This is a genomic window from Arthrobacter sp. 24S4-2, from assembly GCF_005280255.1.
Classification (GTDB): Bacteria; Actinomycetota; Actinomycetes; order Actinomycetales; family Micrococcaceae; genus Arthrobacter.
The window spans coordinates 3,778,121-3,797,033 of record NZ_CP040018.1 but is presented as its reverse complement, the minus strand read 5'-3'; the positions used below and the strand labels follow the sequence as shown (position 1 = coordinate 3,797,033).

At 65.5% G+C, this 18,913-nt stretch carries 15 protein-coding genes and 1 pseudogene; 9 read left to right on the top strand and 7 right to left on the bottom strand.

Translation table 11 applies throughout. The features are described 5' to 3' along the window. Window positions 1-108: 108 nt before the first annotated feature. Window positions 109-1,248, top strand: a complete 1,140-nt coding sequence (mnmA, locus tag FCN77_RS17595) for a tRNA 2-thiouridine(34) synthase MnmA (protein WP_137323309.1) — start codon at window positions 109-111, stop codon at window positions 1,246-1,248. 289 nt (window positions 1,249-1,537) lie between these two features. Beyond that, the gene (locus tag FCN77_RS17590) at window positions 1,538-3,178 is read left to right on the top strand and encodes a hypothetical protein (RefSeq protein WP_137323308.1); all 1,641 of its coding nucleotides are present in this window, start codon (window positions 1,538-1,540) and stop codon (window positions 3,176-3,178) included. 7 nt (window positions 3,179-3,185) lie between these two features. On the opposite strand, the gene FCN77_RS17585 is transcribed toward FCN77_RS17590, so the two are convergent. Beyond that, a complete protein-coding gene (locus FCN77_RS17585; RefSeq protein ID WP_137323307.1) occupies window positions 3,186-4,013 on the bottom strand; it encodes a caspase family protein in 828 nt (275 codons plus the stop codon). Window positions 4,014-4,347: 334 nt separating this feature from the next. Between FCN77_RS17585 and FCN77_RS17580 the strand changes: the two are divergent. The 6 genes and pseudogenes from FCN77_RS17580 to FCN77_RS17555 all read left to right on the top strand — a co-directional run bounded on the left by FCN77_RS17580 (window position 4,348) and on the right by FCN77_RS17555 (window position 11,597). Further along, window positions 4,348-5,975 (top strand): annotated as a pseudogene (locus tag FCN77_RS17580) (ABC transporter substrate-binding protein). Between the two features lie 133 nt (window positions 5,976-6,108). Further along, window positions 6,109-7,200, top strand: coding sequence for an ABC transporter permease (locus FCN77_RS17575; RefSeq protein WP_137323306.1), 1,092 nt, complete (start codon window positions 6,109-6,111; stop codon window positions 7,198-7,200). A 2-nt stretch (window positions 7,201-7,202) separates the two neighbouring features. Beyond that, on the top strand, window positions 7,203-8,216 hold the full coding sequence (locus tag FCN77_RS17570) for an ABC transporter permease (RefSeq protein ID WP_137323305.1): 1,014 nt from the start codon (window positions 7,203-7,205) through the stop codon (window positions 8,214-8,216). After that, entirely contained in the window at window positions 8,213-9,907 is a 1,695-nt protein-coding gene (locus FCN77_RS17565; RefSeq protein WP_137323304.1) for an ABC transporter ATP-binding protein, read from the top strand. The genes FCN77_RS17570 and FCN77_RS17565 overlap by 4 nt, the downstream gene beginning before the upstream one ends. 124 nt (window positions 9,908-10,031) lie before the next feature. Next, a complete protein-coding gene (locus tag FCN77_RS17560; protein WP_137323303.1) occupies window positions 10,032-10,475 on the top strand; it encodes a chorismate mutase in 444 nt (147 codons plus the stop codon). Window positions 10,476-10,478: 3 nt separating this feature from the next. Beyond that, complete coding sequence (locus FCN77_RS17555) at window positions 10,479-11,597, top strand: hypothetical protein (protein ID WP_137323302.1); 1,119 nt, start codon at window positions 10,479-10,481, stop codon at window positions 11,595-11,597. On the opposite strand, the gene FCN77_RS17550 is transcribed toward FCN77_RS17555, so the two are convergent. From FCN77_RS17550 to FCN77_RS17525, 6 genes are read right to left on the bottom strand one after another with little or no spacing between them, the layout of a single operon-like run. Beyond that, window positions 11,594-12,307, bottom strand: a complete 714-nt coding sequence (locus FCN77_RS17550) for a DUF4166 domain-containing protein (RefSeq protein WP_137323301.1) — start codon at window positions 12,305-12,307, stop codon at window positions 11,594-11,596. The two genes, FCN77_RS17555 and FCN77_RS17550, sit on opposite strands and share 4 nt — an antisense overlap. A gap of 27 nt (window positions 12,308-12,334) precedes the next feature. Then, window positions 12,335-13,627 carry a DUF58 domain-containing protein gene (locus tag FCN77_RS17545; RefSeq protein WP_137323300.1) on the bottom strand — a complete coding sequence of 431 codons (1,293 nt, stop codon included), beginning with the start codon at window positions 13,625-13,627 and terminating at the stop codon, window positions 12,335-12,337. A gap of 3 nt (window positions 13,628-13,630) precedes the next feature. Next, entirely contained in the window at window positions 13,631-14,659 is a 1,029-nt protein-coding gene (locus FCN77_RS17540; protein WP_137323299.1) for a MoxR family ATPase, read from the bottom strand. Beyond that, window positions 14,656-15,867, bottom strand: coding sequence for a DUF4350 domain-containing protein (locus FCN77_RS17535; protein ID WP_137323298.1), 1,212 nt, complete (start codon window positions 15,865-15,867; stop codon window positions 14,656-14,658). Before FCN77_RS17535 ends, FCN77_RS17540 begins: the two co-directional genes overlap by 4 nt. Then, the gene (locus tag FCN77_RS17530) at window positions 15,864-16,583 is read right to left on the bottom strand and encodes a DUF4129 domain-containing protein (RefSeq protein ID WP_137323297.1); all 720 of its coding nucleotides are present in this window, start codon (window positions 16,581-16,583) and stop codon (window positions 15,864-15,866) included. The genes FCN77_RS17535 and FCN77_RS17530 overlap by 4 nt, the downstream gene beginning before the upstream one ends. Then, window positions 16,580-17,620, bottom strand: coding sequence for a hypothetical protein (locus FCN77_RS17525; protein WP_175417299.1), 1,041 nt, complete (start codon window positions 17,618-17,620; stop codon window positions 16,580-16,582). Before FCN77_RS17525 ends, FCN77_RS17530 begins: the two co-directional genes overlap by 4 nt. A 610-nt stretch (window positions 17,621-18,230) precedes the next feature. On the opposite strand from FCN77_RS17525, the gene mtrA reads away from it, so the two are divergent. Further along, window positions 18,231-18,905 (top strand): MtrAB system response regulator MtrA, encoded by a 675-nt coding sequence (mtrA, locus tag FCN77_RS17520; protein ID WP_137323296.1) that lies wholly within the window; start codon window positions 18,231-18,233, stop codon window positions 18,903-18,905. Window positions 18,906-18,913: the final 8 nt, after the last annotated feature.

Sequence of the window (18,913 nt, the reverse complement as noted above, 5' to 3'; positions counted from 1 at the left end):
TCCCTTTTGGCAGGCAGTAGAATAGATGGGCATGCAGTCTGTCCGGCCGGCCGGCCCCACAGCTGCCGCAGCCGGTAACCCAAACCCTTCCCCCAAAAGAAAGCCAGCATGCGAGTTCTTGCAGCCATGAGCGGCGGAGTCGATTCCGCCGTTGCCGCCGCCCGCGCCGTCGAGGCGGGACACGACGTCGTCGGTGTCCACCTGGCGCTGTCCCGGATGCCCGGTACGCTCCGCACCGGCAGCCGCGGGTGCTGCACCATTGAGGATTCCCGTGATGCCTGGCGCGCCTGTGACGTCCTGGGCATTCCGTACTATGTCTGGGATTTCTCCGAGCGGTTCAAGGAGGACGTGGTCCAGGACTTCATCGACGAGTACGCCGCCGGCCGCACGCCCAATCCGTGCATGCGGTGCAACGAACGCATCAAGTTCGCGGCCTTGCTCGAAAAGGCCATAGCGCTGGGGTTCGACGCCGTCTGCACCGGCCATTATGCCAAGGTGATCACCGACGCCGACGGCAATCCGGAACTCCACCGTGCGGCCGACTGGGCCAAGGACCAGAGCTACGTGCTGGGTGTCCTTACCCACGAGCAGCTCAAGCACTCCATGTTCCCGCTGGCAGATACGCCGTCCAAGGCTGAAGTCCGCGCGGAAGCCGAACGCCGCGGCCTGTCTGTGGCCAACAAGCCGGACAGCCATGACATCTGCTTCATTCCCGACGGCGATACTGCCGGGTGGCTGGCGGAAAAAATTGAAATGACCACGGGCGACATCGTGGACCAATCCGGTGCGAAGGTCGGCGAGCACCCGGGCGCCAACGCCTTCACCGTGGGCCAGCGGCGGGGACTCAAGCTGGGAACTCCCGCTTCCGACGGGAAGCCCCGGTTCGTCCTGGAGATCCGGCCCAAGGAAAACAAGGTGGTTGTGGGCCCCGAAGCGCTCCTTGCCATCGACGAGATCCGCGGCATCAAGGTTTCCTGGGCGGGCCTGCCCGTCGCGGAAATCGCCACCGGTGAAGATTTCGACTGCTACGCCCAGGTGCGGGCGCACGGGGACCCTGTCCCCGCCACTGCCCACATGGAACTGCTGACGGACGGCGACGGCGGGGAGCAGGCCAATCTCGTGGTGACCCTGACCACCCCGCTGCGCGGCGTGGCGCCCGGACAGACCGTGGTCCTGTACCAGGGCAGCCGTGTCCTGGGGCAGGCAACCATCGATGCAGCGCGGTCGCTGCAGCGGGCCGCACTCTAGCCGACAAGATGAAGTGTGGTCCTGAACTTGCCGGTGCGGCCCCGGCCATTATCGCCGGGGCGGTCCCCGGCGGCACGGGGACTGACGTGATCCGCTCAGGCTGAGGGGAAGAAGGCGGCGCTGCGGGGCCTCATCCCCGTGACCATATATCACCGGGAGGACCAGCCCGCGGCGGGTAACCGTGGTCAATCGCTTCCGCGACCGCAATAATTGAGGCCTGGGGAACCAGGCTTCATGCAGACCACCACTTCGTGGGGTGGGCGGCAAAGTTGAGGAAAGCGGGCCCGCTATGGTCTCTGCAGCGCTTGGCATCGGGCATGGCCTTGAAATGGTCGCGCTTACCGCCCTCGCCGAAGGCCCCTTCACCCGCAAATCGGGAAAACCCCTTACCACCAGCATTCGGGTGCCCGTGGAGAGAATGATCAACGGCCCGGTGGGCTCACGGCTCGCATTGCGGGTGCGGTCGCCCGGGGCTGACGGGCCCCGGCCGGTTTCCCTCTCTGTGGACCGCAACGAGTGGTGCATCGACGACCAGGACGCTCCCTCCGGGATTGAGGACCTGCTGGCCGATAGCCGGTTCCTTGCCCAGCACGTTTATGCGGTGGCGACCGCGACACTCCATGCCTTCGAGGTAACCCTGGGCCGTCGAATGGGATGGGCCTCGGGACACCGGCTGGTCATCAGTGTTTACGACAAGATCCCCTACACATCCACCGGATACGACCGCGAGCGCGGCCTGATCCGATTTGGGCACAGAACCGATGACCGCTCGAAGCGTTCAGTTCCGCTGGGGCTCTATCACGATCTCGTGGCCCACGAGGTGACGCACGCGATCCTGGACGGGTACCGACGGCAGTGGACAGACAGCGACGCCTTGCTGGACGGCTATGCCCTGCACGAGTGCATAGCCGACCTCGTGGCAATGCTGAGCGTTTTTTCGTCGCCCGATCGGGTGGAGCAGCAGTTATCAGTGGCTGTCCCTGGCCCGGATGGCCGTCCGGGAACCGTGCCCGCCCGGAACATGGAAAAGGAAGTCCTTGCCTCCGGGCTCTTTGGGCTTGCCGACGGACTGTTTTCACGGGGCGCGGCCAGGCGGCCGCTCGACAAGGACGTGCCGTTCGAGTGGCGGCTGGATCCCGAACCTCACCGGCGGGGTGAGATTGCCGTAAAGGCCGTGCTGGACGCCGTCGTCAAACTCTGGCTGCAGCGGCTGGAAAGGCCAGGGGGCCGGTCGAGCCGCTACCAAGTGGCGGAAGCGGGGGCGAACCTCGGGCATCAGATGCTGGGGATGGTGCTGCGTGGGCTCGCCTACATGCCGCCGGTGGACCCGGGCTGGGAGGATCTGCTGCGGGGGATCCTCGCAGCAGATGCCGTGCTGGTGCCGACAGACATGATGGGATACAGGCAAGCCGTACGCGACGCTTTCTGGGACATTGACCTTTCCACGGAACCTGACGAACTCCTGGACGGGCTGAAGCATCTGCGCGATCTGCGCTATCCCGTCCGGTTGTCCGCCCTGGCCGCGGACCCTGAGGAGGTGAACCGGTTCATTTGGGAGAACCCGCGGTTGATCGAGGCAAGCGGCATCGATCAGGACACGAGCATCATGGTGAACCGGGTGCGCCCCAGTACCCGTGTTGGACCGGACGGTTTCGTGGTCTCCGAAATAGGCGCTTCCTTCGTACAGTCGGTCACCTTGTCCAAATCGGAAGCGAGGAACAAGTTGGGCCTCCGGGTGGACAGCGACTATTACACGGTCCGCGGCGGGGGCCTGCTGCGGTTTGATGAGGGTGGAAGGCTGTGCTTCGCCGCGCTCAAGCCGGTCATGGACGCGGAGTGGCAGCAGGAAAAGCTCGAAACCATCAAACGAGAAGCCGGCACCAGCATGCCGGCGCCAACCTTCCACCCGGAGGAGGAACGCCGGGAGTGAGCCTCCGTCAGCTTCCCCAGGGCGCCTTGCGTGCCGCCGTCGAACCTTCCAGCTGGGCCACCTGGTCGAAGCCGCCTGACCGGAGGCCCTTGCTGACGAGCTTCAGGAGTTCCGTGCGGCCAAGCTGGCCGTCACCGGTGAGTGACTTGATCAGGTTGTAGGTGAAGGCGCCGTTGTACCGGCCGTCCAGGAAAGCGTCTGCTGCTGTCTGGTCCGCACGGCAGGCCGCCATGAGGACCGGTTTGACGCCTCTGCCGGCTTTGACCAGATCCCGGAGGGCCCTGCTGTCGCTGAATTCGGTGGCAGCGACGCCGCTGGGCGTTGGTGCGGGCAGGAACCGCGGCCGGCGCCCGGGCAGCAGGTCCAGCGATTTGAGGCCGGTGCCGCTGTGGCAGGTGTCCAGCACCACGTCCAGGAGGACGCCGTCAGGCAACCGGGCAAACAAAGCGAACAGTTCGTCGTCGGAAATGACGGTAGCCGGATCCCAGGCATCGCCCGTGTTGTTGATGTCGTAGCAGGCGAAGGCCTCGTCCAGGCGGTCTGCCTCGTCATCGTTCCTGTCCGGGATCTGGGTTCCGTGGCTGGAGAACGTGAACACGATGTGCTGGACCTCGCCGGCGGCGGCCCGGTCCAGCAGCGACGTCAGCTGCGCAAGCACGTTTTCCTTGGTGGCCCCGGAGTCCAGCAGCAGGGAGATCTCGCCGGCGTCGAATCCGTAGCGGGACTCCAGCAGGCCGGCGAGATCCCGGGCGTCATTGGCGCATCCCTGAAGCCAGCTGGATTTTGGGAGATGTTCAAATTCATTGATTCCCACACATAGGGCGGCCTTGCTCATGGCGTGCTTCCTTCCAGCGGGCTGTTGTCAGGAATCTGTTGATATGCGGAATCTGTTGGTGCGCGGGGCACAGTCCAACTCTATTCCCGGGGGCGCAGGCGCTTCAATGGTGCTGCGTCATCGTTCGGCCGGGCACGGATCCGGCCAAAACGCTGAAGAAAACGATAGTCCAAGCCCAATCAGGTAAATTTTGTGTCTCAACTCACAGGATGGAACGATTCACTGGCCTGTCGTCTGATTGAATCGTGTGATCAGGACAACGTGCCGTCCTTCGAGTCCAACTGATCCGGTTGCCGGACGGCGCGCGAGTACTCTTCGAACAGAAAGTCCACAGATGGCAATGAACAAAAAGGCCCTGCGCAGCGCTATCGCGCTTGCGGGTGTTTCCGCGTTTGCACTGACAGCCTGCACGGGCCCGTCCGGCGGCGGGGGCGGGTCATCGGCTGCGGCAAGTGGCCCGATAGCCTATGGCACTACTGACAAGGTCACCGCCTTGGATCCCGCGGGTTCGTATGACAACGGTTCGTTCATGGTGATGAACCAGATCTATTCCTTCCTGCTCAACTCCAAGCCGGGCAGCGCAGATCCGATGCCGGATCTCGCGGATTCTGCATCCTTCACGTCGCCGACGGAGTACACCGTCAAACTCAAGTCCGGGCTGAAGTGGGCCAACGGGCACACTCTGGACTCCAAGGACGTCAAGTTCTCCTTCGACCGCCAGACCAAAATCAACGATCCTGCCGGTCCCGCGAGCCTGCTGGCCAACGTGGACAGCGTCAGCACCCCGGACGCCAACACGGTTGTCTTCAAGCTGAAGCTCGCCAACGACCAGACCTTTGCGCAGATCCTCAGCAGCCCAGCCGCGCCGATCGTTGACGATGAAGTTTTCCCGGCCGACAAGCTGCTCGACGACGACACGATCGTCAAGGAGAAAGCCTTCTACGGCCAGTACACGATCGACACGTACAAGAAGAACGAGCTCATCAGCTTCAAGGCCTTCCCCGATTACAAGGGATTGCTCGGGAAGCCGGCCAACGATGGCGCAACGATCAAGTACTACGCCGATCCGACGAACATGAAGCTGGACATCCAGCAGGGTAACATCGACGTCGCAAACCGAAGCCTCAGCGCCACCGACATCGACGACCTGAAAAAGGACTCCAAGGTCAAAGTCAATGTGGGTCCCGGCGGCGAAATCCGCTACATCACGTTCAACTTCGACACGATGCCGTTCGGCGCCAAGTCCGCGGATGCGGATCCGGCCAAGGCACTCGCGGTCCGCCAGGGCGTGGCTAACCTCGTTGACCGACAGGCGATTGCCGACCAGGTCTACAAGGGCACGTACCTTCCCCTGTACTCCAACGTCCCCAGCGGCTTCCTCGGCGCCAACGAATCCTTCAAGGATGCCTACGGCGACGCCGGCAAGCCGAGCCTGGACAAGGCCAAGAAGGTCCTCACGGACGCTGGCGTGACCACCCCGGTGACACTGAACCTGCAGTACAACCCCGACCACTACGGCAAGTCCTCGGGGACGAGTACGCCATGGTCAAGGACCAGCTGGAGAAGTCCGGCCTGTTCAAAGTCAACCTGCAGTCCACGGAATGGGTCACCTACAGCAAGGCAAGCCGGGCCGACGAATACCCCTTGTTCCAGTTCGGCTGGTTCCCGGACTTCAGTGACGCCGACAACTACCTCACCCCGTTCTTCCCTGACGGCGGCTTCCTGAAGAACCACTACAACAACGCCACGGTCACTGATCTGATCAATAAGCAGCTCACCACCGTTGACAAGGGCGAGCGCGAGTCCGCGATCAAGGATGCCCAGAATGCCCTGGCCAAGGACATCTCCACGCTTCCGTTGCTCCAGGGTGCACAGGTTGCCGTTTCCGGTAGCGGCGTCAAGGGTGTCGATTCCACCCTCGACGCATCCTTCAAGTTCCGTTTGGGAACTGTTTCCAAGTAAGGCTGCGTCCCTGCTGCTCCAGCCAGCCTAGGAGGCGGGGTGCCCCCAGGGCGCCCCGCCTTTCCTGGTCATTTGCAGCGCTGCAGTTCACGGGGCCTGCCCACGGGCCCCGAAAGCACAAATTTAGGTAGTAATGACAACACTGATTGAGGCGCCCCCAAGCGACGCCGACGGACTTCTTCCGTCAAAGAAAAAATCGTCGGGCGGTGGTCTGGGAACGTACATCCTGGTCCGATTCCTCCTGATCCTTCCAACCATTTTCATTCTCGTCACCATGGTTTTCTTCCTGATGCGGGTCATTGGCGATCCCATTACGGCGGCCCAAGGCGGGCGGCTTCCGCCGGACGTACTCGCACAGCGGATTCACGACGCCGGGTACGATCGCCCCATCCTGGTGCAGTACTTTGAGTATCTTGGCCAGATGGCCACCGGTAACTTCGGCACCACCATCACGGACCGGCGGCCCGTCGTGGGAATGCTGGCCACTTTTGGCACAGCAACGCTTGAGCTCGCCGTCAACGCCTTGATCGTGGCCCTGGTAGTCGGCATCCCGCTCGGAATGATCGCCGCCCACCGGCGTGACAAGGCACCGGACGCCGTCCTGCGCTTTTTCGCAATTCTCTGCTACGCCACTCCCGTATTCTTCGCGGGCCTGCTTCTGAAGCTGACGTTCTCCGTCTGGCTCGGCTGGCTGCCCGTCGCCGGGCGGGCCTCCACCCGGACGGAACTGGCCATGGGCAGCCTCGCTGCACCCACCGGGATCTACTGGCTGGATGCGCTGCGCAGCGGTAACACAGCAGCCCTCAGCGACGTGGTGGCGCACGCCATCCTGCCCGCCATTGCCCTCGGACTACTGACGGCAGGGGTGTTCCTCCGCCTGGTCCGCACCAACGTGATCGGCACCCTGGGCAAGGACTACATCGAGGCCGGCCGGTCGCGCGGCGTCAGCGAATTTCGACTCGTGACAAAGCACGCCTACAAGCCGGCCCTGATCCCTATCATCACGGTCATGGGGCTGCAGATCGCCTTGTTGCTGGGAGGAGCGGTGCTCACGGAGACAACCTTTGAATGGAAGGGCCTCGGCTACCAGTTGGTTCAGTATCTGAACGCACGCGACTTCGTCGCCGTACAAGGCATCGTCGTGCTGCTGGCGGTCATCGTTGCCGTCACCAACTTCATCGTGGACGTCGTCGCAGCCCTGATCGACCCGCGAGTGAGGTACTAGCCATGAACGCAACCAAAGTAAGCGGCCGCAAACAGCCCCTCATCTACCGGCTCCCGGTGATTTCGCATTTCCGGAAGAGCGTGGGGCTCCAGCGTGGCATGCTCGTTACGGGGCTGGTACTGACCATCTTTTTCCTCCTGACCACCGTACTGGCGCCGTTCATCGCGCCCTACGGATATTCGCAGCTCAGCGATGCATCCGGAACCTTCCCCGCCCAGCAGGCGCCAGGGGGCAACCACATCCTGGGTACCACAGTGGGCGGCTATGACGTATTCTCCCGCGTGATCTGGGGTTCCCAGACGGCCGTGATTGTGATTATTGTCGCCGTGGCCATGTCGATCTTCCTCGGGGTCGCCCTCGGACTCGTCAGCGGCTACTTCGGCGGCTGGCTGGACCGGGTACTGGTGGTGATCGCCGATGCGATTTACGCTTTCCCGTCCCTCCTGCTCGCGATCGTTATGTCGATTGTCATCAGCCGGGGCCAGTCAAGTTTCTGGGGCGGCATCCTTGCCTGCGCCTTCGCCATCTCCGTGGTGTTTGTCCCGCAGTACTTCCGTGTGATCCGTGCCGAAACCATCCGGCTGAAGGCGGAGCCCTTCGTCGAATCAGCCAAGGTGGTGGGTGCCTCCAGCATCCGCATCATGGGGCGCCACATCTTCAAGAACGCAACCCGCACGCTGCCGCTGATCTTCACACTGAACGCCTCCGAGGCAATCCTGACCCTTGCAGGGCTGGGCTTCCTCGGGTTCGGCATCGAGCCGTCATCGGCAGCTGAGTGGGGCTTCGACCTCAACAAGGCCATGGCCGACGCCTCGTCGGGCATCTGGTGGACCGGCGTCTTCCCCGGTACTGCGATCGTTCTTACCGTACTAGGGCTGACGCTCGTCGGCGAGAGCATGAACGATCTCAACGATCCGCGGTTGCGCGGACGCAAAAAGGCCGCTACCGGCAAGAGCGGGCCCGATTCCACCGCGGGCGCGCAGGCGGCGCTCCAAGCAGAAGTGAGAGGTTCATGACCACCAACATCGACGAGCACGGAACCGGGCCGGTGCTGGACATCGACAAGCTTAAAGTCACCTTCGCCACAGATGGCGGCGACGTCTACGCCGTCAAGGACGTCAGCCTCGAAGTCAACCCCGGCGAGGTCGTGGCAATCGTCGGCGAATCCGGCTCAGGCAAGACCGTCACCGCCAAAACCATTTTGGGGCTGCTGCCGGAAACGGCCACCAGCTCAGGCGCTGTACTGATCAACGGCAACAACGTGATCAGCGTCAGCGCGGCAAAGCTTCGGCAGATCCGCGGCCGCGACGTAGCCATGGTTTTCCAGGAACCGTCGACAGCCCTGAATCCCGTTTTCACCGTGGGGTGGCAGATTGCCGAAGGCATCCGCGCGCACGCCGGCACCGGCGGCCACCGTGTCTCCGCCAAGGAGGCCAAGGCCCGGGCCATCGAAGCACTGCGCAAGGTGGGCATCCCGGATCCGGAAACCAGGGCCAACTACTATCCGCACCAGTTCTCCGGCGGCCAGAAACAGCGCGTCGTCATTGCCGCCGCGCTAGCTTTGAACCCTGGACTGATCGTGGCCGACGAACCGACCACAGCCCTGGACGTCACCGTCCAGGCGGAGATCCTGGACCTGCTCCGGAACCTCCGGGACCAGTACGGGACGTCCATTGTGCTGATCACCCACAACATGGGCGTCGTGGCCGACCTCGCCGACCGCGTGGTGGTGATGTACCAGGGTGACGTGGTGGAGGAAGCTCCCTCACGGGTCCTGTTCGCCCAGCCCAGGGAGGACTACACCAAGAAGCTGCTCGCAGCCGTTCCGCACCTCGGACGCAACTCCGCCTCCGCGGGGCTGACGGAACGCGCCCATCAGGGCGGCAAGGTGCTGGTGGAGGCGAAGAACCTGACCATCGAGTATCCGGGACGCCTGGGCAGCCCGGGGTTCAAGGCAGTGGACGGCGTGAGTTTTACCGTCTCGGAGGGCGAAGTATTCGGCCTCGTGGGCGAATCGGGGTCCGGCAAGACCACCATCGGGCGGGCCATCGCCGGCCTCAACCGCACCACCGGCGGCAGCCTGAAAGTGCTGGGCTACGAGATGCTGAACCTCAAGGAGCGGACCTTCAAGCCGCTCCGCAAAGAGATCGGTTTCGTGTTCCAGGATCCGGCGGCATCGTTCAACCCGCAGCTGACCATCGGCGATTGCGTCGCAGAACCGCTGATCATCCACTCCAACCCGACCCCGGCCCAGGCGCGCAAGCGCGTGGGGGAGCTGCTCGAATCGGTGCAGCTGCCGGCGTCGTACGCTGACAGGTTCCCGCACGAACTGTCCGGCGGACAGCGGCAGCGGGCGTCACTGGCCAGGGCCCTGATCCTGAACCCCAAGCTCCTGATTGCCGACGAACCGACCTCGGCCTTGGACGTCTCCGTCCAGGCCGTCGTGCTGGAACTGTTCAAGGACATCCAGAAGGAGTTCGGATTCGCGGCGCTGTTCATCAGCCACGACCTCGCGGTGGTGGACATCCTGTCGCACTGGGTAGGCGTGCTCTACAAGGGCAAGCTCGTGGAGCAGGGGCTGGGCACCCAGGTCATGGGCTCCCCGCAGCACGATTACACGCGGCGGCTCATCGCCTCCCTGCCCGTGCCTGATCCGGACGAGCAGGCCAGGCGCAGGGAAGCGAACCGTTCCCTGCTGGCCGGCTAGGTCCGTTCGGCGTTGGAGATGCCCGCTGTCCCTTCGGGGCGGCGGGCATTTCCGTTCCTCCGGCAGCGTTTCGCGGACGCTTAACAGCCACAGGGAATTGCTGCGGTGCCCATAGACTGGAACCATGACCGAGCAGAACCAAGAACTTCCAGACGCCGAATCCTACGACCCCTCAGCCAGCTCACTGGCCGGACAGGTGGACAAATCGGTAATGGCGGAGCTGCTGTCCATTCGGTCCAGCATCGACAACATCGACGCCACGCTTGTCTTCCTCTTGGCGGAGCGGTTCAAAGCGACCCAGAAGGTCGGCTTCCTCAAGGCGGCACACAAGCTGCCGGCAGGGGACCCGGGACGCGAAAGCGCCCAGATCGCACGGCTGCGGCGGCTCGCTGAGGAAGCGCACCTGGACCCCGCCTTCGCCGAAAAGTTCCTGAACTTCATCATCGGCGAGGTCATCCGGCACCACGAGGCCATTGCAGAGGACCACCAGGCCGCAGAAAGCAACGGCGCGGCCGCCGGCCCGCCGCGGGTACCGTCCGAAGCCCCATCAGCCGCCGTCGACGCCTAGCCCATGCCGGAATCAACCCGCAGCCACGTCAGGGGGCGCGACGACCGCGACGCCGAAGCGCGCGAGGCCGAGGCCCGGATCGCCGAACTCCGCGGCACGGAATCTCCGCAGGTGACCGCTACTGCGTTGGGGCCGTGGCCGGGTGAGGATCCCATCGAAGCCACCCGGACAGTCCGCGGCGAACTCGGCAGCCCACACCTGCCCTTCCTCGTGGAGCTCCCGGGGCGCGGTGTCGGCTCGGATGCGCTCGGCAGGACGGCATCGCTCCTTGTGGACCTGTCAGTCGATGTGCAGCCCTACGGGTGGCGGATCGTTGACCGGCCCGGACGCGATTTCAAGCGCGCCAAGTCGGCGCTCTCCACCGACATCAACGTTCTCGCCGACGTGGCCGGAACGGAAGAAAGCCCCGCGCGGGACTTCAAGGTCCAGCTGCGCGGCCCGCTGAGCCTGGCTGCGGGACTGCATCTCCACAACGGCGAGCGGGCCCTGATCGACCACGGCGCCCGGCGTGACATCGCAGCGTCGCTCGCTGCCGGCGTCGGGGATTTCCTGGCGCGTGTGGGCGCGGCTGTTCCGGGAGCGCGGCTGGTGGTCCAGATCGATGAACCCGACGTTGCCGCCGTCCTGGCCGGCACCATTCCCACGTCCAGCGGTTACCGGACTTTGCGCTCCGTCCCTGGCCAGGAAGTCACGGAGACATGGCGGCTGGTGATCGATGCGGCCAGGGCCGCCGGAGCTGCCGAGATTGTGGTTGCGGTGCCCGAAATCGAGGCGCCGTTCGATCGGATACTTACCGCCGGGGCGGACGGGATCGCCGTCCCGCTCAAAGCCCTGACGTCCCGCCAATGGGAACAGCTCGCAGGTGCCGTGGAGGCGGGGAAGAGCCTATGGGCCGGCGTACTGCCGCCTAAAGACGCATCGGCCGCCCTGCCGCGCGTATCTGAAGTAGTGGAGAACGTCTGGCGGCCATGGCGCCAGCTGGGGCTTCCGGCCTCTTCGCTCAGTTCGATCCGGGTGACGCCGTCGGGCGGACTGGAGGGTTACACGCCGTCGTCCGCCACCGCCGTCCTGACCCGACTGACGCAGGTGGCGGACGGACTAAACCAGCTGGCGATGGGCTAAACCCGGCTCTCCCACCGCTCCGGCAGCGCATAGCCGGGGAGGTGGCCCTGTCCCGCGGGACGGCCGGGGTAGAGGCGCAGCCGGTAGTCGAAGCTGCCCGCGTAGACCAGGACGAGTCCCAGCTGCGGCTGGATCACCTTGACCTGGATCCGGTGCTTTCCGTGGCTGCCCCCGGACGGGTCCCACCATTGTTCCGCATAGGCTTTGGCGTCCAGTGCGGCCGGCAGCGGGATGCGCAGCGGGCCGAGGAAAAGCCTCGAGGCCTCGGAGGCACCGCGCAGCCGGCCGTCTGCCGTCACGCTGAGGTTGAGGTCCGTGGCGAGGCGGCGGTAGCGGCCGACATAGTCCACCAGCCCCGGTTTGTTTCCGGAATCATCAAGGCTGGTGGTGTCATGGAACAGCCGCGTGCGTCCGGGAAAGTGGATCTCGCGCCGCGCCGTGAGACTCGACCTGCCGAAGGGATCAAGGTGTGCGTGGTTTTCGATCCGGAAGGGAATGCGCTCACCGTATTCGGGGAAGAACGCTTCCTCCCTGCCGGTGAGCCGCAGCAATGGCCGGAGCCACTGCTGCCGGCACCCCACGACGTCGAAAACTCCCTCGCCGACGCCGTAGCGTCCGGAGCCGGGAGCGAGCGAAAAATACTCCTGGAGCTCGGGCTGGAGCCGGGCGAAGTCACTGCCCAGGGCGCGTTCATAGATAGGCGTGCTCACGGTACCTCCTGGTTGTCGGCATGTGACTCATAGCCGTCCCGCGGCCTTCAGCCGGATGTATGCGTCCGCCAGTGCGGGCGGCAGTTGGTGGGGCTCGGCATCCACCACTTCGACGCCCATTTGGCGAAGCTGGATGGCCACTGCCTCGCGTTCCAGCAAGGCGCGTTCGGCGGCGGCCGCGCGGAACACCTGTGCCGCCGTCGCCCGTTCCTTTTGCATGGTGCCGAGCATCGGGTCCCGCACGGACGCAACCACCACAACATGCTGCTGCACCAGCTGGGCTGCCATCGGCAGCAGTCCTTCCTCGGGGGCGCCGCCCTCCAACGGGGTCAGCAGCACCACCAGTGAGCGGTGGGCGGAAATCTGCCGGACCTGGCCGGGGATCTGGCTCCAGTCCAATTCGATGAGCTCGGGTTCCAGCGGTGCCATGGCCTGGACGAGCTGTCCCAACAGGTTGCCCTTGGCCGCGGAGCCGGCCCGGCCCCTGATCCGCCGGTCGAAGGCGAAAAAGTCCACCCGGTCCCCGCCGCGTTCCGCCAGGACCGCGAGCAGCAGCGCCGCCTCGATCCCGGTGTCAAGGCGCGGCTCGTCGTCGATCCTCGCCGCCGACGTCCGGGACGTGTCCAGCATGATCACCACCCGCCGGTCCCGTTCGGGCCGCCAGGTACGGACCACGACGGCGGACCGCCGCGCCGTGGCGCGCCAGTCTATGGACCGCACGTCATCACCGCGCACGTAATCCCGGAGCGAATCAAACTCGGTGCCCGCGCCCCGGATCTGGACAGCAGCCTTTCCGTCGAGCTCGCGCAGCTTGCGGAGTTTGGACGGAAGGTGGCGCCGCGAGTGGAAAGGCGGGAGCACACGCAGGATTCCGGGGCACGGGATGGTGCGCTGCCGCCCGGCCAGGCCCAAGGGCCCTGAAGCGCGCAGGGTCACGTGGGGCGCCTTGAGGTCGCCGCGCCGCGCCGGCTTCAGCAGTACCTTCATTCGCCGACGCTCGCCAGCCGGAACCTGCACCGGTTGGCGGGAATTTTGTGCGCCCGCGGACGGCTGCCACGCGTCCCGCACCATGGCCCGGAGGGTGCGCGAACCGGTATTCGCAATCATCAGGACGGATTCGGTGCTGCCGGTGAGCGTGACATTGCCCGGCAACGTGCGTTCCACGATTACCCTGCGCAGCGACGCGGCGAGGGACACGTCCAGCAGCAGCAAGGCACCCAGGACGGCGCAGACCAGCAGCACCGTGCCCCAGTGGGGAAACAGCATCACCGGCACCAGACCCGCCAGCGCCAGAAGAACGAACCGCCCGGAAATGGCCATGGGTCAGCGAGGTACGGGCACGGAAGCCAGGATGCTGGCCAGGACCCCGTCGACGTGCACGCCGTCCATCTGGGCCTCGGGCTGCAGCGCCACACGGTGCCGCAGGCAGGGGAGCGCCAGGGCCTTGACGTCGTCGGGCGTGACAAAATGCCTGCCTGACAGCCACGCCCACGCCCGCGACGCGCTCAACAACGCAGTCGCGCCGCGGGGGGACACCCCGAGCTGGAAGGACGGTGCCGCACGGGTGGCCCTGGCAATGTCAACGATGTACGCCGCCACTTCCGGTGCCACTTCCACCAAGGCCACGGCCTGCCGTGCCTGTTCCAGCTCCGCGGCACCCGCTACGGCGCGCACCCCGGCCGCGGCCAGGTTCCTGGAATCAAAGCCGGCCGCGTGCCTCCGGATGACTTCGATTTCGTCCGCCCGCCCCGGCAGCGGCATGGAGAGTTTGAGCAGGAAGCGGTCCAGCTGGGCTTCGGGCAGGGGATAGGTGCCTTCGTACTCCACCGGATTCTGCGTGGCCGCCACGATGAAGGGCACGGGAAGCGGCCTCGATACGCCGTCTGCCGAAACCTGGCGCTCCTCCATGGCCTCCAGCAGGGATGCCTGCGTTTTCGGCGGCGTCCTGTTGATTTCATCGGCCAGCAGGATGTTGGTGAAAACCGGCCCCTCCCGGAAACTGAATTCGGAGGACCTGGAGTCGAAAATTAGCGAGCCGGTGATGTCACCGGGCATCAGGTCCGGAGTGAACTGCACGCGCTTCGTATCCAGGCTGAGCGCCGCGGAAAGCGTTCTTACCAGAAGCGTCTTGGCCACCCCGGGGACGCCTTCCAGCAGCACATGCCCGCGGCATAGCAGCGCGATCAGCATCCCGGTGACGGTGGAGTCCTGGCCGACAACAGCTTTGGCCACCTCGACCCTGACGTCGAGCAGGGCCTGCCGGACAGGGTCCGCGCCGGGAACCCCGTCTGTCGTCGCAAGGGCCGGGCCGCCGTGGCCGCCCTGGGTGAATCCGTTGGTGTGCTCACTCATCGGGCGGTTACCTCTTTCTCTAGTGTGTCCAGCTGCTGGGCCCAGCGGACCAGCTCACTCTCGGTTCGGGGGCGGCCCTCCAGCACACGGGCTTCCTCTTCCGGTGTACGGCCCAGATGTCGGGCGGCGGCGTTGACTATCGCAGCTGACCCGGCATCCGGCCCGAGCTGCAGGGCCCTCGCGAGCCGGACAAGGGTTCCTGCCCTAAGGCTGTCAGCCGCCCGGTCCACGGCGTGGGCGTCATGGTAGAGCCGGGCCCGGCCTTCAGCGGTCTCAACCGCCTTAACCACTACGGGCAACGGCTCGAAAACCAGCGGCCCCAACCGCCGTCCACGCCAGAACATGGCCAATACAGCCACAAGGGCAAGCCAGGGGCCGAGGAATGCGACCCACGGCGGAGCCAGTTCGTCCAGCGTCTTCGGTTTCCCGCTGGCGGTGACGTCGGCGATGCCGGGGAGGTACCAGACGAGGGTGTCAGACGAGCCGAGGGTCCGCAGAACCAGCGCCGCGTTTCCGTGTTCATCCAGCAGGTCGTTGCTCATGACTTGCGTACTGCCCAGCACCACGAGCCGGCCGTCGTCGCTGCTGGCATACAGGCCGCCGAAACCCTCCGACGGCTCGTAGCAGACCTGGCTGGCCCTGTAGAGGTACGCGGATTCCGCGGTGACTGCACCGGCGCTCGCCGGATCGTCCAGCTCGCACCCCGGTTCCAGGGTGGAAACAGCGGCCGGGACGACTCCCGCGGGCCGGATATCGCCGCCAAGCGCACTGAGGGTGTTGAGCCGGGGCGTGACCACGACGACTCTGTCGGCTGCCTGCTGCAGCTGCTGCACCTGCCCGCTGTCCAGATAGCCGTTCCGGTCGTACAGCAGCAATGTGGTGCCGTCCCCGTCTGCGTAGGCGCCTTCCAGTGCGGACACCGTTGCGTCGAAGTTGTCCGTGGGCCGGACAGCCACTCCCTGGTTCGACAGTATTTCCGCTGCCGCCCTGGCTCCGTCCGGGGCGGCGTTGCGGGCGGACAGGGGAATGGCGTCGCCGTGGGGAGAGAGCTGCGCCATGATCGTCACCGTGACGCCCAGCGCAAAGACCAGGCAGACCAGGGTCCAGGTCCGGTGCCTGCGGATCCATCTCCTCACGGTCCCGACGGAGCCGCCCGCGCGGTCCGGCCCTACCGGTGCGGGGCTCTGCGTCGCGACGTCGGCGGTCATGACGGCAGCGCCAGGCGGTCTGCGGCCTTGCCGGCGAAGTAGGGCTTGGCTGATTCCAGGAGCTGATCCAGCGCAATCAGGACGCTGTGGTCAAGGGCGCTGGCGGCCGCGCTGCCATATCGGATGGCGTCGAAGAGGCCGGCGGCCTGACGCAGCTCGGCGGCCTGTGCACCGAAGGCAGCGGCCAGCTGGCCGGCCACCTCGTCCGCCGTCCGCCCGGGTTGCGGGTCGATGACAGTCCGGTCCTCCGCGGACCGGACAACGGCCCGGAACTGTTCGACGACGGCGGTGCGCCAGTCCGAGCGTGCCGCCGCAGCCTCGGCGCGCCGGCGGTATTCCGCCGGAGTGATTGCGGGATCGGCGTCGACGACCTCCCCGACAGTGCGCCGGCGGGCGTTCAGCCGGGGACGCGCGAGGAGGATGGCGAGGGCCACGAGGACGGCAATGGTCACACCGATGGCAGGCACAGCAACACCGCTGTCGATTCCCGCCTCGCCGGTGCTGAGCGATCGCAGCCATTCGGTGAACTGCCGCCAGAGATCAGTAAGCCAATCAGGCTGCGCGTCACGGTAGACAGGCTTGGCGAGTTCATCGACGGCCCATTTGCGGGCCTCCTGCCGGTCAGGATCAACAGGAGGCCGGGCCAGGGGCCATCCACCGGCCGACCGCAGGGCTACGCAGGAAGCGGAGGCCAGCGCGGAAAGGACCGGGCTCATCCGGCGCCCGGTGGGGGCCCATAGGGGGATTGTGGCCAGCTGCCTGTGCCTGTGCCTCCGGCATGGCCTGTTGGTGCGATGCCGCGCCCCGGAACGCCGCTCTCGCTGCCGCCGGCTTCGAGGAGCCGGAGCAGGGCAAGGTCCAGTCCTTCCTTGCGCATCCGGAGGTCCATGTACAGCAGGCCCATGACGGACGTCTGGAATGCGTAGGCCACGGCACCCACCAGCGCCGAGACAACAATCGAGGCAATTCCAACGCCCACCGCGAGGGCGACCTGGCCGTCGTCGCCGCTGTGGGGAGCGACGACCGACGAAAGGCCGGCGGACGCCAAGGTAATGGGGACCAGGACAATCTGGCTGATGATACCGAGGAGCAGCGAAATGACGAGGGTGATGCCGAAGATCCGCCACCAGTTGTGCCGTGTGAGCTGCCACGACCTCCGGAGACCGTCCAGCACACCGAGTTCCTCGACGACGATCGCCGCCGGCGCCACCAGGAGCCGGATGTACAGCAGCAGTACGGCCACCATCGTTCCCAGGAACAGGGGCACGATGATCAGCGCTGCCATTCCGCCCATGGCATCCGCCAGGAGGACCGCGCCTCCCACCAGTACAACGACTACTGCCACGGTCGCGAGGATCAGGAGGAGGCCGAGGCCCAGAAGGGAACCGATCCTGGACCGGGAAAGCGACCACATCTGCTTGAAACCCGTGCGCCAGTTCAGGACTGACCGTGCCACAGGGACCACCATGACGCCTTGGAGAACGGCCGAAATAACAACTGACACCGTTCCCAGCAGTATGCCCGCGGCAGCGAGGCCCATGCCCACACCGGCCATTTGCGTGGGCGTCAGGCTTTCCATCCACAGCCCGAGGGACTGTCCCTGCGATCCGGCTCCTGCGGTGAAGACGGCACCGACAATCGTTCCCAGGGCCTGCGCCAGCAACGCCGCCCCCAGCATGGCCTTCGCATTGCGCCTGATTGTCTGAAACGACCCGTCGAGGATTTCGCCGAACATCAGCGGACGCAATGGCACTATGCCGGGCTTCGGCGGGGCCACGTACCCCGGCTGGTTTGGGAAACCGGGCTGCTGAGGGCTCCATTGATGGGGGTTCCACTGCGGTTGTCCGCCCCACTGGGGCTGGGCCCCGTAGCCTGGCGGTTGTCCGCCCCACTGGGGCTGGGCCCCGTAGCCTGGCGGTTGTCCGCCCCACTGGGGCTGGGCTGCGTTATTGGAAGGCTGCTGCGCGCCCCATGGTGGGGGCTGACCGCCGTCGGGAGGCGTTGCGGCGTGCTCCGGCGGTGTGCCCCATGGGGGCTGTTGTGCCGGTACCGGCTGCTCCCCGCGAGGTTGTTCGTTAGGATCCTGCTCTGACAACCTGTTCCTCCCCAAAAGACGCTGTCCGCGGACGCCCCGGCCTGAGCCGTTGCCCGTTGTTGGAGCCCGACGGTGTCTGCACAGTCCGGCCCGCTCCCAGCCTATAGTTTTGCCACCATGCCTCATAGCTTCGGGCGGGTAGTTCCGGCTGTGGCGCGTTTCCGTCCCGTGCCCATCCCTCGCTCCGCACTGCTGCAATCGGATGCCTGCGCCATGCCGTGTGGGGCTTCAACGGGACAAAGCCCATTCAATAGGCGAATATATAACTATGAAGGCACGCATTCTGGTAGTGGACGATGACGAGGCGCTGGCCGAGATGATCGGAATTGTCCTGCGCAACGACGGCTTCGAGCCGGTCTTTTGCGCAGACGGCGGACAGGCGCTGGAAGTCTTTCGTTCATCGAAACCGGACCTTGTGCTGTTGGACCTGATGCTCCCGGGTACTGACGGCATCGAAGTGTGCCGGCAGATCCGCGCCGAGTCCGATTCGCCCATCGTCATGCTGACCGCGAAGTCGGACACCTCTGACGTGGTCCGTGGCTTGGAGTCCGGCGCGGATGACTACGTTCCCAAGCCATTCAAGCCCGCGGAACTCGTGGCGCGGGTCCGGGCACGGCTCCGTCCCGGTGACCAGAAGGCCCCCGAAACCCTGCGCATCGCCGATATCACGATTGACGTTGCCGGGCACCTGGTCAGCCGGAATGACGAACGCATCTCGCTGACCCCCCTCGAGTTTGACCTGCTGGTTGCTCTTGCCCGCAAGCCGTGGCAGGTCTTCACCCGCGAGTTGCTGCTGGAACAGGTCTGGGGTTACCGGCACGCGGCGGACACGCGGCTGGTGAACGTCCATGTCCAGCGGCTGAGGTCAAAGATCGAACGTGACCCCGAAGCCCCCGAAGTTGTCTTGACGGTCCGTGGTGTCGGCTACAAAGCAGGTTCCTGAACCGTCCG

Coding starts and splice junctions, on each gene's coding strand:
- mnmA (WP_137323309.1), top strand. CDS start 109: ATGCGAGTTCTTGCAGCCATGAGCGGCGGAGTCGATTCCGCCGTTGCC.
- FCN77_RS17565 (WP_137323304.1), top strand. CDS start 8,213: ATGACCACCAACATCGACGAGCACGGAACCGGGCCGGTGCTGGACATC.
- FCN77_RS17555 (WP_137323302.1), top strand. CDS start 10,479: ATGCCGGAATCAACCCGCAGCCACGTCAGGGGGCGCGACGACCGCGAC.
- FCN77_RS17585 (WP_137323307.1), bottom strand. CDS start 4,013: ATGAGCAAGGCCGCCCTATGTGTGGGAATCAATGAATTTGAACATCTC.
- FCN77_RS17590 (WP_137323308.1), top strand. CDS start 1,538: ATGGTCTCTGCAGCGCTTGGCATCGGGCATGGCCTTGAAATGGTCGCG.
- FCN77_RS17560 (WP_137323303.1), top strand. CDS start 10,032: ATGACCGAGCAGAACCAAGAACTTCCAGACGCCGAATCCTACGACCCC.
- FCN77_RS17535 (WP_137323298.1), bottom strand. CDS start 15,867: ATGACCGCCGACGTCGCGACGCAGAGCCCCGCACCGGTAGGGCCGGAC.
- FCN77_RS17540 (WP_137323299.1), bottom strand. CDS start 14,659: ATGAGTGAGCACACCAACGGATTCACCCAGGGCGGCCACGGCGGCCCG.
- FCN77_RS17545 (WP_137323300.1), bottom strand. CDS start 13,627: ATGGCCATTTCCGGGCGGTTCGTTCTTCTGGCGCTGGCGGGTCTGGTG.
- FCN77_RS17575 (WP_137323306.1), top strand. CDS start 6,109: ATGACAACACTGATTGAGGCGCCCCCAAGCGACGCCGACGGACTTCTT.
- FCN77_RS17530 (WP_137323297.1), bottom strand. CDS start 16,583: ATGAGCCCGGTCCTTTCCGCGCTGGCCTCCGCTTCCTGCGTAGCCCTG.
- mtrA (WP_137323296.1), top strand. CDS start 18,231: ATGAAGGCACGCATTCTGGTAGTGGACGATGACGAGGCGCTGGCCGAG.
- FCN77_RS17570 (WP_137323305.1), top strand. CDS start 7,203: ATGAACGCAACCAAAGTAAGCGGCCGCAAACAGCCCCTCATCTACCGG.